This window comes from Streptomyces sp. NPDC028722 (assembly GCF_040637655.1).
Lineage (GTDB): Bacteria > Actinomycetota > Actinomycetes > Streptomycetales > Streptomycetaceae > Streptomyces.
Genome location: NZ_JBEZWU010000007.1, coordinates 140,194 through 153,484 on the forward strand (window position 1 = coordinate 140,194; position 13,291 = coordinate 153,484).

11 protein-coding genes and 1 tRNA gene are annotated in these 13,291 nt (G+C 71.5%); 9 read left to right on the forward strand and 3 right to left on the reverse strand.

Annotated elements, in window-relative coordinates:
• Together AB0F03_RS13930 and AB0F03_RS13935 are read right to left on the reverse strand one after the other, a co-directional pair.
• On the reverse strand, positions 1–1,602 hold the full coding sequence (locus tag AB0F03_RS13930) for a beta-N-acetylhexosaminidase (protein WP_361990367.1): 1,602 nt from the start codon (positions 1,600–1,602) through the stop codon (positions 1–3).
• A gap of 890 nt (positions 1,603–2,492) precedes the next feature.
• On the reverse strand, positions 2,493–4,058 hold the full coding sequence (locus AB0F03_RS13935) for a metallophosphoesterase family protein (RefSeq protein WP_361990836.1): 1,566 nt from the start codon (positions 4,056–4,058) through the stop codon (positions 2,493–2,495).
• Between the two features lie 165 nt (positions 4,059–4,223).
• Here AB0F03_RS13935 and AB0F03_RS13940 point away from each other — a divergent pair, with 165 nt between their 5' ends.
• A complete protein-coding gene (locus tag AB0F03_RS13940) occupies positions 4,224–4,481 on the forward strand; it encodes a hypothetical protein (RefSeq protein WP_121788619.1) in 258 nt (85 codons plus the stop codon).
• A 45-nt stretch (positions 4,482–4,526) separates the two neighbouring features.
• The gene (glmS, locus tag AB0F03_RS13945; protein ID WP_361990370.1) at positions 4,527–6,344 is read left to right on the forward strand and encodes a glutamine--fructose-6-phosphate transaminase (isomerizing); all 1,818 of its coding nucleotides are present in this window, start codon (positions 4,527–4,529) and stop codon (positions 6,342–6,344) included.
• Positions 6,345–6,603: 259 nt separating this feature from the next.
• Here glmS and AB0F03_RS13950 read toward each other — a convergent pair whose 3' ends face one another.
• Positions 6,604–7,131: a universal stress protein gene (locus AB0F03_RS13950; RefSeq protein ID WP_121788617.1), complete on the reverse strand. Its 528-nt coding sequence runs from the start codon at positions 7,129–7,131 to the stop codon at positions 6,604–6,606.
• A 320-nt stretch (positions 7,132–7,451) separates the two neighbouring features.
• Here AB0F03_RS13950 and AB0F03_RS13955 point away from each other — a divergent pair, with 320 nt between their 5' ends.
• The 7 genes from AB0F03_RS13955 to AB0F03_RS13985 all read left to right on the forward strand — a co-directional run bounded on the left by AB0F03_RS13955 (position 7,452) and on the right by AB0F03_RS13985 (position 13,028).
• Positions 7,452–7,721 carry a hypothetical protein gene (locus tag AB0F03_RS13955; protein ID WP_361990373.1) on the forward strand — a complete coding sequence of 90 codons (270 nt, stop codon included), beginning with the start codon at positions 7,452–7,454 and terminating at the stop codon, positions 7,719–7,721.
• Positions 7,722–8,099: 378 nt separating this feature from the next.
• On the forward strand, positions 8,100–9,320 hold the full coding sequence (locus AB0F03_RS13960; protein WP_361990376.1) for a helix-turn-helix domain-containing protein: 1,221 nt from the start codon (positions 8,100–8,102) through the stop codon (positions 9,318–9,320).
• A 131-nt stretch (positions 9,321–9,451) separates the two neighbouring features.
• A complete protein-coding gene (orn, locus tag AB0F03_RS13965; protein ID WP_361990379.1) occupies positions 9,452–10,054 on the forward strand; it encodes an oligoribonuclease in 603 nt (200 codons plus the stop codon).
• 114 nt (positions 10,055–10,168) lie between these two features.
• Positions 10,169–10,241: transfer RNA gene (locus AB0F03_RS13970), tRNA-His, on the forward strand.
• A 378-nt stretch (positions 10,242–10,619) separates the two neighbouring features.
• Entirely contained in the window at positions 10,620–10,823 is a 204-nt protein-coding gene (locus AB0F03_RS13975; RefSeq protein WP_077060004.1) for a cold-shock protein, read from the forward strand.
• Positions 10,824–11,173: 350 nt separating this feature from the next.
• On the forward strand, positions 11,174–12,652 hold the full coding sequence (locus tag AB0F03_RS13980) for a DEAD/DEAH box helicase (RefSeq protein ID WP_361990382.1): 1,479 nt from the start codon (positions 11,174–11,176) through the stop codon (positions 12,650–12,652).
• 58 nt (positions 12,653–12,710) lie between these two features.
• Complete coding sequence (locus AB0F03_RS13985; RefSeq protein ID WP_361990839.1) at positions 12,711–13,028, forward strand: CBS domain-containing protein; 318 nt, start codon at positions 12,711–12,713, stop codon at positions 13,026–13,028.
• Positions 13,029–13,291 lie beyond the last annotated feature (263 nt).

A 13,291-nucleotide genomic window follows, 5' to 3' on the forward strand; every position in this document is an offset into this window, starting at 1 on the left:
TCATCGCCTCGGCCAGGGCACCTGGGGCGACCTGTAGTAGGTGATGCCGAGGGCGTCCCAGCGCGGGCCCTGCGCGGCCAGCCGTGTGCGGTAGCGGTTCCAGTCGTGGGTGGCCGCCGGTGACCAGCCCAGTTCGGCGGTGCCGGCGAGCCGGGGGAAGGCCATGTACTCGAGGTCGGCGGACTTCCTCAGCGTCTCCGACCACAGCGGTGCCTCCACGCCGCGGACGGCCGCCGCGGGCACGCCCGGCAGGTAGGCGCCCGGGTTCCAGTCGTAGGCCCGCCTCACCTCCACCAGGCCCGCCCAGTCCGTGCCCAGCCGGGTGCTCCTCGTGTACCTCATGTCGAGGTAGGTGCGGTCGGCCGGGGAAAGGATCAGGCCCGTGCCGTTCCGGGCGGCCTCGGCGACCCGCGCCTTCTCCGCCGCGCCGGTGCCGTCCAGGCCCCAGTACTGGGCGAGGGCGCCGGGGGCGGGACGGGCGCCGGTGAGCTGGTGCCAGCCGATGACCTTCTTGCCGTGGGCCGCCACCACCGGCTGGACGCGGTCCATGAACGTCACGTAGTCGGCGTGCGGGGTCGAGTGCGCCTCGTCGCCGCCGATGTGCAGATAGCGGCCCGGGGTGAGGGCGGCCAGCTCCCGGACGACGTCGTCCACGAAGTCGTACGTCGCCTTCCGCGCGACGCACAGGGAGCTGAAGCCGACGGCGGTGCCGGTGTACAGCGGCGGTGCCACGCCGTCGCAGTTGAGCTTCGCGTAGGAGGCGAGGGCCGCGTTGGTGTGGCCGGGCATGTCGATCTCGGGCACGACCTCCAGGTACCGGGAGGCCGCGTACCGGACGATCTCCCGGTAGTCCGCCTTGGTGTAGGAGCCGCCCCGGCCGCCGCCGACCTGCGTGGAGCCGCCGTGGGAGGCCAGGCGCGGCCAGGAGTCGACGGCGATGCGCCAGCCCTGGTCGTCACTGAGGTGCAGATGCAGTTCGTTGATCTTGTACAGGGCCAGCTGGTCGATGTACCGCTCGACCTGGGCGACCGTGAAGAAGTGCCGGGCGACGTCCAGCATGGCACCCCGGTAGGCGTACCGGGGACGGTCCAGCACGGTGCCGCCGGCGACGCGCCAGGGGCCGCTCCGCACGGTCCTCTTCTCCACGCCGGGCGGGAGCAGCTGACGCAGCGTCTGGACCCCGTGGAAGAGCCCGGCCGGGGTGCTCGCGGTGACGGTGACGCCGTCGGCGCCGCTGTGCAGCCGGTACCCCTCGGCGCCGAAGTCCCCGGCGGCGGCCAGGTGGAGTCGGACACCGCCGCTGCCGTGATCGGTGACCGGCAGCGGGTAGCCGGTGGAGGGCCGCAGGATGCCGGCCAGGTAGGCGCCGACACGGCGCACTTCGGCGGAGTCGTCGACGCGGATGCCGGTCGCGCGGGTGATGCGGTACGGGGCGCCGCCCGGCGCGACCGAGACGGGCGCCGGGACGACCCGGTCCAGGGGAACGGGGGCCACGGCCGGCACGGCGGGGGTCGCGCCGAGGGTGAGGACACCGGCCGCGAGAAGCAGCAGGGATCCGAGAACGCGGGATGTCCGGGAGGTCGTGCCACGGTTCCGACTCACATGCGCTCCCTTCGGAGGAACCCGGCCATCGGACACGGCCGGGCCCCCCACTGTCCCGCAGAACGACCGAATCGCCCCCGACGCGACGGAAGTTGGGGCCGAGCGGGACCGACTGTGGTGGCGACGACGACGGCACGGCGGGGGCACCGCCGCGCTGCCGCCACCACTACGGCGCCACCGTCACCGCCACTGCGGCGCCACCGTCACCGCCATTGCGACGGCGCCACCGCCGCACGGCGGCTACCGCTGCGACGCCACTGCTGCCGCGACGGCGCGGCGGCGCTGGTCCCCGGCCGTCCGGACGCGCAGTCGGCCCCGGCCGGGCAGGTGGGCCCCGGCCGGCGGTAAGGGCCGCGCGGACCACCCGCCGACCGCCGGGACCGCGCCCGCCCGTCGGGGCGCAGCCACCCGATCGGGCGCGCCCGTAGGCGGCGGTACGGCGGCGGCGCTACAGCCGCGCCACCGCCGCAGCCACTGCGGTGGCCGCCCGATGCTCCCGGGACGAGTAGCCGGCCACAGCCGGTCAGGCGGTGCCCGAACGGCCGCGAGGGCCGCGCGGACCACTCGCTGTCCACCGGGACCGTGGCCGCCTGTCCGGGCGCGCGCATAAGCGGCGGTATGGCGGAGGCGCTACCGCCGCGCTGCGGCTACCGCTGCGACGCCACCGCTGCCGCGACGGCGCGGCGGCGCGCCGCGCCCGTGGACGGCGGCACGACGGCGGCGCTACCGCCGGACTTGCAGCCGGCCCCGGCCGGGCAGGTGGGCCCCGGACGGCCGCGCAGGCCGTACGGACCGCCTGCCGCCCGCCGGAACCGCGCCCACCCGCCGGAACCGTGGCCGGCACCGCGCCCGCCCGCCGGAACCGGGGCCGCCCCTTCGGCGCGGCCCCGCTACTTCGCCCTGCGGGACACCGTGAAGTGGTCGACGCGGTCGCCGGTCTCGGCGATGCCCGACACCGTCAGCGTGGTCTGCCGGCCCTTCGGGGCGGGGGTGACGTCCACGCGCAGGAAGGAGTAGTCGAGGTAGCGCACCCGGGACCAGGCGACGGTCTCGTTGACCTTGCCGTCCTTGGTGTTGACGAACGAGGCCACGGAGTCGGTCTCGTGCTCGTGGCCCTCGTAGGAGTCCGGGGCGCTGAAGGCGTACAGGCTGCGGCCCGCCGCGCCGGCGGTGACGTAGACCACACCCTCGGTCTCGGGGTAGGCGGTGCCGCCGATCGGGAGCTTCTTGGCGACCTTGCCGCCCTTGATGACGTCGGTGCGCTCGTACTGGTGGTTGTGGCCGTTGATGACGAGGTCCACGGTGTACTTCTCGAACAGCGGCACCCACTCCTGGCGTACCCCGCCCTCGGAGGCGTGCGCGGTGGAGGTGCAGTAGGCGCAGTGGTGGAAGAAGACGACGACGAAGTCGACGTCCTTCGCCGCGCGGAACTTCTTCAGCTGTCCTTCGAGCCACTTGGTCTGGGTTCCGCCGGATATGCCCAGGTTGGCCGGGATTTCGAAGGAGATGTCGTTGGCGTCCAGCGAGATGACGGCCGTGTTGCCGTACACGAAGGAGTAGACACCCGGCAGGTTCTTCTTGTCGGGCCCGTTGTCGGGGAGGTTCCAGCGGGCCTCCTCGCCGCCGTAACCGTTGGGCGAGTACCAGGCCTCCATGTCGTGGTTGCCGTAGGCGGGCATCCACGGGACCTGCTTGGCGACCGACTCGGTCTGGGCGAGGAACTGGTCCCAGGTGCGCGCGTCGAACCCGGTGTCGGTGGTCTTGCCCGCGCCGGACGGGTCGGCGTAGGCGATGTCACCGGCGTGCAGGTGGAAGGCGGGGTTCTGGCCGAGGAGGAGGGAGTTGTTGGCCAGGCCGTGGTAGCCGACGCCCTCGTCGCCGAAGGCGGTGAAGGTGAACGGCGCCTTGTGGGCGGGGGCGGTGGTGAAGGTGCCCAGGGTGCCCGCCAGATGGGGCTGGGCCGGGTCGAAGCCCTGGTGGCCGACGCCGTAGTAGTACGTCCGGCCGGGGCGCAGGTGGGTGAGTCCGGCATGCAGGTAGTACTGCGTGTGGTCGCCGCTCGCGCCGACGCCGGCCGGGGTGTACAGGGTGCGGACCTCGGCCTCGATCCTGCGGGAGAGGTCCCAGGGGTGGGCGCCGATGCGGATGAACGGCTTCTTGACGGCGACCGGGACCTGCCAGGAGACGGTGATCTCGGTGCGCGGGTCGTTGCCGTAGGCGAGGTGGCGGCCGAAGGGTGCGACGAGCGCGCCGTCGACCGGGGTGGCGGCCGGGGCGGTGTGCCGCGTCGGCACGGCCGCCTGGGCGGTGGCGCCGGGCACGAACGCGCCGCCCGCGACGGCGCCCAGCGTGACGGCGCCGCCCCTGATCATCGAGCGCCGCGAGAAACGGGCGCGCAGGTACTCGTGCTGCTCGGCCATGCTCATGCGCTCGGCCAGCTTCTCGGGTACGCCCATGCGAGGTATGTCCATGGCGTCTGAAACTCGTCTGTCCGGGCGACGATGCGCAAGACGCAGGATGGACAGCTTGCGAACAGAGCACCATAAGAGATCCAACAGGCGTCTGCCCGGAATCGGGCACGATTCTTGCGAAAGAGGCGCCGGTACTCCAGGATCTACCGGGTGCACGACGAACTCGTTGATCATCTGACGCGGTCCACGCCCCTGAGCCGGGGCGAGGCGCTGCGCGTGGTCCAGGACGTGCTCGCCTACTTCGACGAGACGACCGCCGAGTACGTCCGTCGCCGCCACCGCGAACTCCAGGCCCAGGGCCTGGTGAACACGGAGATCTTCGGACGGATCGAGGCGGATCTGAAATACCGCGCGGTCGCGCCGCCGGAGCTGACGCTCAGGCAGCTGCGCCGCATGGTCTACGGCTGAGAACCAGCCGTACCGGACCAGCGACACCCAAGGGGTACCTCTTACATGTGCGGAATTGTCGGATACATCGGGAAGCGTGACGTGGCGCCCCTCCTGCTGGAGGGCTTGCAGCGCCTGGAGTACCGCGGCTACGACTCCGCGGGCATCGTCGTCACCTCCCCGAAGACGCCCGGCCTGAAAATGGTCAAGGCCAAGGGCCGCGTGCGCGACCTGGAGGCCAAGGTCCCGGCGCGCTTCAAGGGCACCACCGGAATCGCCCACACCCGCTGGGCCACCCACGGCGCCCCCTCCGACGTGAACGCCCACCCGCACATGTCGGCCGACCACAAGGTCGCCGTCGTGCACAACGGCATCATCGACAACGCCTCCGAACTGCGCCGCAAGCTGGAGGCGGACGGCGTCGAGTTCCTCTCCGAGACCGACACCGAGGTCCTCACGCACCTGATCGCCCGCTCCCAGGCCGAGAAGCTGGAGGACAAGGTCCGCCAGGCCGTGCGCCTGATCGAGGGCACGTACGGCATCGCCGTGCTGCACGCCGACTTCCCGGACCGGATCGTGGTGGCCCGCAACGGCTCCCCGGTCGTCCTCGGCATCGGCGAGAAGGAGATGTTCGTCGCCTCGGACATCGCCGCTCTGGTCACCCACACCCGGCAGATAGTGACTCTCGACGACGGCGAGATGGCCACCCTCAAGGCCGACGACTTCCGCACCTACACCACCGAGGGCACCCGTACGACGGCCGAGCCCACCACCGTGGAGTGGGAGGCCGAGTCGTACGACATGGGCGGCCACGACACGTACATGCACAAGGAGATCCACGAGCAGGCCGACGCCGTGGACCGCGTGCTGCGCGGCCGCATCGACGACCGGTTCTCCACCGTGCACCTCGGCGGGCTCAACCTGGACGCCCGCGAGGCCCGGCGGATCCGTCGCGTCAAGATCCTCGGCTGCGGCACCTCGTACCACGCGGGCATGATCGGCGCCCAGATGATCGAGGAGCTGGCCCGCATCCCCGCCGACGCCGAGCCCGCCTCCGAGTTCCGCTACCGCAACGCGGTCGTGGACCCCGACACCCTGTACGTCGCGGTGTCGCAGTCCGGTGAGACGTACGACGTCCTCGCCGCCGTGCAGGAGCTGAAGCGCAAGGGCGCGCGCGTCCTCGGCGTGGTCAACGTGGTCGGCTCGGCGATCGCCCGTGAGGCCGACGGCGGCATCTACGTGCACGCGGGCCCCGAGGTCTGCGTCGTCTCCACCAAGTGCTTCACCAACACCACCGTCGCGTTCGCGCTGCTCGCCCTGCACCTCGGCCGCACCCGCGACCTCTCCGTCCGCGACGGCAAGCGGATCATCGAGGGCCTGCGCCGGCTGCCGGGGCAGATCACCGAGATCCTGGCGCAGGAGGAGGAGATCAGGAAGCTGGCGGAGAGCTACGCCGACGCCCGCTCGATGCTCTTCATCGGCCGCGTCCGGGGCTACCCGGTGGCCCGCGAGGCCTCCCTGAAGCTCAAGGAGGTCTCCTACATCCACGCCGAGGCCTACCCCGCCTCCGAGCTGAAGCACGGCCCGCTGGCCCTCATCGAGCCGGCCCTGCCCACGGTCGCCATCGTCCCCGACGACGACCTGCTGGAGAAGAACCGCGCGGCCCTGGAGGAGATCAAGGCCCGCGAGGGCAGGATCCTGGCGGTGGCCCACCGGGAGCAGGAGAAGGCCGACCAGACGGTGATCGTCCCGAAGAACGAGGACGAGCTGGACCCGATCCTGATGGGCATCCCGCTCCAGCTCCTCGCCTACCACACGGCCAAGGCCCTGGGCCGGGACATCGACAAGCCGAGGAACCTCGCCAAGTCGGTCACGGTCGAGTAGGCGGCGGAACGGACCCCCACGTGTGCCACCCAGCACGTGGGGGTCCTTCCCGTGCCGCGGTCCATCGGCCGGTGGCCGTCACCCCCCGGCCGGCGGCACGCCGCTGAGGGGGCGCGGGCCGGCGCCTCTCCCTGCGTGTGTGGTGGTGCGGTGACCGCTATATGCCCTGCGCAGGGACGTGAACCACCTCTACGCACGAGTAGTTTCGTGCCTGCGCAAGGGAATTGACGGCGCGTGAGGCCGACGGGGGACGCGACGGTCAGGGGATGACGATCACGGGCCGCCGCGCCCGCTTGGCGAGCCGTCCCGCGACGGAGCCGAAGATCCGGCCGACGATGCCGTGCGTGGAGCCCACGACGATCGCGTCCGCCTCGTACTCCCGCCCCACCTCTTCGAGTTCGTGGCAGATGTCGCCGCCGCGCTCGACCAGGATCCAGGGCACCTCGGCCAGATAGTCCGCGCAGGCCAGTTCGAGCCCGAGGACCTCGGTGCGGTGGTCGGGGACGTCGACGAAGACGGGCGGCTCGCAGCCGGCCCACACGGTGGTGGGCAGACGGTTGGCGACGTGCACGATGATCAGGCCGGAACGGGAGCGGTGGGCCATGCCGATCGCGTAGGCGAGGGCGCGCTCGCTGGAGTCGGAGCCGTCGAAGCCGACGACCACTCCGTGCCGGAAGGCGGGATCGCAGGACGGGCGTGAGTCTGCCGCCGCCAGGGGATCGGCCGCCGTGGGATCGGCGACCGGCCGCTTGCGGTCCGCGGGTTCGAAGAATTCGTGACCGGCCATGACTGTCTCGGCGTTGTGATCCTTTATGGGGGGACAGTGTGCGGCGGAAGTGCGGCGGAGCTGTGTCCGGGAAACATCTTCCCAAGCCCTTACCCACAAGGGTACGGCGGCAAGCCTCCTGGGCCCAGATCCCGCGCACGCTCCGTAAGCGGCCCCCGACGTCCGTAGGGGTTCACCGGAGCATGCACGAGCCGCGCCCGTAACGCAATGGTTGCTGCCCCGTACAGGCGGTTTGCACGGGGTTCACTCGCGCGCCGCCGGTGACCGACCGGCCGGACGGGCGTTGAACCGGGGTGAACCACCGCCACAGGGAGTACGAGATGCCCGCACCCCCGTCCCCTCGGGACCCGCGGTCCGCACCGGACACCGTGAGTGATGTGATCCGCTGGGCAGCCTTCAGCTGTGTGCTCGTGCCCGTGGTCCTCCTCTGGTTCGGCACCTCGCTGGCCGGCGCCACGGGCACCGCACTCGGCCTCGCGGCCGTCACGGCCGTCTGCCGGTGGCTGCTGCGCCGCTCCGAGCGATGCGCCGAGCGTTGCGCCGCGCAAAGCGGCGGGCGGCACACCCGGGGACAGACACCGGTCGACTGACCTGTTTCCGTACCTTCGAGCGCTGGTTTTCAGCCAACTTCTGGATACCGCCCCAGGGGGGTCCCGCACCACCCCCAACCCCCGTTCCACCTGCACGGAAAGGGTCTACGGGCCGCTGCGCACCCTACGCGGTTTGGCCACCGCGACAAGGCGCACTTCCCTGTGCGTCTCGCGAGTGCAACGCTTCGTGATCGAATGCTTCACGCCAAGTTGTCATGTCGACAATCTGCCGCGTGGGTAACTGGTCACCGCGGTCACGCGGGAGCCAGTAAATTCGATCTTGACTGTCTTACGGCGGGGGACTCGTGCAGGACCGAGGGGAAACGTGCAGGAGCGACACGACCGAGGAGCCGCGACCACCGAGGGGGGCTTAGCAGGATGAGCCACGACTCCACTGCCGCGCCGGACGCCGCGGCCCGGAAACTTTCCGGGCGACGACGCAAGGAGATCGTCGCGGTGCTGCTGTTCAGCGGCGGTCCCATCTTCGAGAGTTCCATACCGCTTTCGGTGTTCGGGATCGACCGCCAGGACGCCGGAGTACCGCGCTACCGCCTGCTGGTGTGTGCCGGTGAGGAGGGCCCGCTGCGGACCACAGGGGGCCTGGAACTCACCGCGCCCCATGGGCTGGAGGCCATCTCACGCGCCGGAACGGTCGTCGTACCGGCCTGGCGCTCGATCACCTCACCGCCACCGGAGGACGCGCTCGACGCGTTGCGCCGGGCGCACGAGGAGGGGGCCCGCATCGTCGGCCTGTGCACGGGCGCGTTCGTGCTCGCGGCGGCCGGCCTGCTGGACGGCCGCCCGGCGACCACCCACTGGATGTACGCGCCCACGCTGGCCAAGCGTTATCCGTCCGTGCACGTCGACCCGCGGGAGCTGTTCGTCGACGACGGCGACGTCCTGACGTCGGCCGGCACGGCGGCGGGCATCGACCTGTGTCTGCACATCGTGCGGTCGGACCACGGCAACGAGGCGGCCGGCGCGCTCGCCCGGCGCCTGGTGGTCCCCCCGCGCCGCAGCGGCGGACAGGAGCGCTACCTCGACAGGTCTTTACCCGAGGAGATCGGCGCCGACCCGCTCGCGGAGGTCGTCGCCTGGGCGCTGGAACACCTCCACGAGCAGTTCGACGTGGAGACACTGGCGGCACGCGCCTATATGAGCCGCCGTACGTTCGACCGCCGGTTCCGCTCGCTCACCGGGAGCGCCCCGCTCCAGTGGCTGATCACACAGCGGGTGCTCCAGGCCCAGCGGCTGCTGGAGACGTCGGACTACTCGGTGGACGAGGTGGCGGGCCGGTGCGGTTTCCGCTCACCGGTCGCGCTGCGCGGGCACTTCCGCCGCCAGCTCGGCTCGTCCCCCGCCGCCTACCGCGCCGCCTACCGGGCTCGCCGCCCGCAGGGCGACCGGCCGGGTGAGGCCGAGCCGGCACTGGTGCCGCCCGGCCAGCACGGATCGCCCATGGGCCTGCCCGGTCCCGGACCGATGAACGGGACGGCCGCCCTGCTCCACTCGGAGCGGGACGGCGGGGTGCCGATGCAGAGCCGCCGGGCCACGGCCGGCGCGGTGGGCCTGCTCCCGGGCCCGCGCAGCGGCAGCTGAGCGGGCGGCGGAAGAAAGCCGGGACAAGGGGGACGGAGTACGACTCCGTCCCCCTTGTCCGTGCGCGTACGCGCGAGGCCCCGCACCGACGCGGGGCATCCAAACGCCGACGTCAGCTTTAGGGTGGTCGCATGAACGATCGCATGGTGTGGATCGACTGCGAGATGACCGGCCTCTCGCTGTCGGACGACGCGCTCATCGAGGTGGCCGCCCTCGTCACCGACTCCGAGCTGAACGTACTCGGCGAGGGGGTGGACATCGTCATCCGGCCGCCGGACCGGGCGCTGGAGACGATGCCGGAGGTGGTGCGTCGGATGCACACCGCGTCCGGGCTGCTCGCCGAACTGGAGCACGGCACGACGCCGGCCGACGCCGAGGAACAGGTCCTCGCCTATGTGCGGGAGCACGTCAAGGAGCCCGGCAAGGCCCCGCTGTGCGGCAACTCCGTCAGCACCGACCGCGGCTTCCTGCTGCGGGACATGCCGACGCTGGAGGGCTACCTCCACTACCGGATCGTGGACGTGTCCTCGATCAAGGAGCTGGCCCGCCGCTGGTACCCGCGGGCGTACTACAACAGCCCCGAGAAGAACGGCAACCACCGGGCCCTCGCCGACATCCGCGAGTCGATCGCCGAGCTGCGCTACTACCGCGAGGCCGTCTTCGTCCCGCAGCCCGGCCCGGACTCCGACACCGCGAGGACGATCGCCGCCCGGCACGTCCTGCCCGCGCAGTAACCGCCCCGGGTCCGCGTGGGCGCCCGCGCGAAAACCTGTGCGCGAGCATCCCTTCGGACCCTGTAGACTTCTTCTCGGCCGGTCGGGGAAACGACAGTTCCACCGCCGGTCATGGTGGGTGTAGCTCAGCTGGCAGAGCACCTGGTTGTGGTCCAGGATGTCGCGGGTTCAAGTCCCGTCACTCACCCTCGAAGACCAAGGGCTGATCCGGAGAACCGGGTCAGCCCTTGGTCGTTCTCGCGTGTCCGGGATGACGGAACGCCCGGCCGGCCCACCCCTCGCGCCCCTCCCTCCCGCCCCTCCTCCCCCTCGCGGGACATGCCCCCGGGGCGAGCGAATATCTGTAGCCGGGAAGCGAGAATTCGGAGTGATTCGAGGTCAGGATTTCTCAAACAGGCGGGCCGGGAGGGATTAGTCACCCGGCAGGGCCACTCGCGCCGTGCTACTGTCGTTTCCAGTTGCAGTTGTGGTTCCCAAAAACTCCAAGCTTTCCGGAGGGGCGATCATCGGCGACGCGGAGTCCGCACAGTGTGGGCTCCGGGCACTGCCCCGAAGGAGATTTGACATGGCATCTGGCACCGTGAAGTGGTTCAACGCGGAAAAGGGCTTCGGCTTCATCGAGCAGGACGGCGGCGGCCCCGACGTCTTCGCCCACTACTCGAACATCGCCGCCCAGGGCTTCCGTGAGCTGCTCGAAGGCCAGAAGGTGAACTTCGACATCGCGCAGGGCCAGAAGGGCCCGACGGCCGAGAACATCGTTCCCGCCTGACACGCGCATTCGTGAGCTGGGGCCCGCACCTAGGGGTGCGGGCCCCAGCTCATGGAGTATCCGGGCACAGCCCTCCCCCGCTCCCGGCGCCTGCCCGATGTGACAGGCCCCGAACCCGCGGGCTCACGCGCAGTGGGTGTGCCGATCCTGCTCCGGACACATGTTCCGTATGAGCTTCGATCCCGGCCGACGACCCCTGCCGTCACTTTTTTTCTCCAGCGATCGCGGCTTTTTCTCCCGGCCGTATTCCCTTTCGCTGCTGTTTTCATTCTGGCCCGTTCTCGCGATTCTCCGTGCGGCTCTCTTCCGCGGTAATTCCTTGACACGAGCCACATCGAGGAAGGTTCCGCATGAACCGCACACGTACGTCCGAGCGTTCCCGCACCCGTTCGACCGGCGGCTCCGACCGCGCCGGCCGCTGGGGTGGTTCCGGCCGCTCCGGCAAGCCGAGCCGCTCGGGTGGCCCGGCCCGCCGGACCTCCGTGCAGGGGGAGTTCGCCCTGCCCGTCACCCAGACCCCGGCGCTGCCCGCCGTCGAGGCGTTCGCCGATCTCGACATGCCCGAGCAGCTGCTGGCCTCCCTCCGCGCCGAGGGGATGAGCGTGCCGTTCCCGATCCAGGCCGCCACCCTCCCGAACACCCTCGCCGGCCGTGACGTGCTGGGCCGCGGGCGCACCGGGTCCGGCAAGACCCTGGCGTTCGGTCTCGCCCTGCTGGCCCGGACCGCCGGACAGCGCGCCGAACCCCGGCAGCCGCTGGCCCTGGTCCTCGTCCCCACCCGCGAGCTGGCCCAGCAGGTCACCGACGCGCTCACCCCGTACGCCCGCTCGGTCCGGCTGCGACTGGCCACGGTCGTCGGCGGTATGTCGATCGGCCGCCAGGCCGCCGCGCTGCGCGGCGGAGCCGAGGTCGTCGTCGCCACCCCCGGGCGGCTGAAGGACCTCATCGAGCGCGGCGACTGCCGGCTGAACCAGGTCGCCATCACCGTCCTGGACGAGGCCGACCAGATGACCGACATGGGCTTCATGCCCCAGGTCACCGCCCTGCTCGACCAGGTACGCCCCGAAGGGCAGCGGATGCTCTTTTCCGCCACCCTGGACCGCAACGTCGACCTGCTGGTCCGCCGCTACCTGACCGACCCGGTCGTGCACTCGGTCGACCCGTCGGCCGGCGCGGTGACGACGATGGAGCACCACGTGCTGCACGTCCACAGCGCCGACAAGCACGCCACCACGACAGAGATCGCCGCCCGCGACGGCCGCGTGATCATGTTCCTGGACACCAAGCACGCGGTCGACCGGCTGACCCAGGACCTGCTCAACAGCGGAGTGCGGGCCGCCGCGCTGCACGGCGGCAAGTCGCAGCCGCAGCGCACCCGGACGCTGACCCAGTTCAAGACCGGGCACGTCACCGTCCTCGTCGCCACGAACGTCGCCGCCCGCGGCATCCACGTCGACAACCTCGACCTCGTCGTCAACGTCGACCCGCCGACGGACCACAAGGACTACCTCCACCGCGGCGGCCGTACGGCCCGGGCGGGCGAGTCCGGCAGCGTCGTCACCCTGGTCACGCCCAACCAGCGCCGCGGCATGACGCACCTGATGTCGAGCGCCGGGATCCTCCCGAAGATCACCCAGGTCCGGCCCGGAGAGGCGGAGCTGAACCGCATCACCGGCGCGCAGGCCCCCTCCGGCGTGCCGGTCGTCATCACGGCGCCGGTGTCCGAACGCCCGCAGCGCGGCACCAACTCCCGCTCCCGGCGTGGGCGTCCCTCGCAGTCGGCCCGCCGGCCCGCGCGGCGGCGTTCCACCTCGGAGACGGCTGCCTAGACAGCCTCACCGGCAGGACACCACCACCCCATCGAGGAGGCACCCCTTGGCATCCGTCATGACGCAGCTCCACCCGGCGAGCGCGACACCCCTCGATGCGGCGGTGGCCGACGCCACGGGCCCGTCCGGCCCGAAGGCGTGGGGTGACATGACCGTCGAGGTGGCCCTGTCCGTCATGGCCGGCGCCCGTATCGGGTACCTGCCCGTCTGCGACGAGGACGACCTGTGCACCGGCCTGGTCACCCAGGCCCAGCTCACCGTCGTCCGTGACAGCGCCACGTACACGGACCGGCTCCGTCTGCGTGACATCCCCAGCGACACCGGCCACTGCCTCTCGGCTCCGGCCGTACCGGCCGAAGCCAGGTACGCGGCGTAGCAGAGGCCGCGTCGGCGACGGCCCGGACGCCGGGTACGCGGGCGCGGACCGGGACCGCGTCGCTGACAGCGGTACGGCTCCGGCCGCGCCGGTCGCCGCAGTGGCGCGGTTCGTACAGCCGGTACGCGGCACAAGTGGGGCCCCGTCGATGACGGCGGCCCCGCAGTGGTTTCCGGGCACGCATGTCGTCGCGGCGCCACGGCCCGCACGCCGGGTAGGCGACTGGAGGCCGCGTCGCTGACGGTGGCCCCTCACCGGTCGCC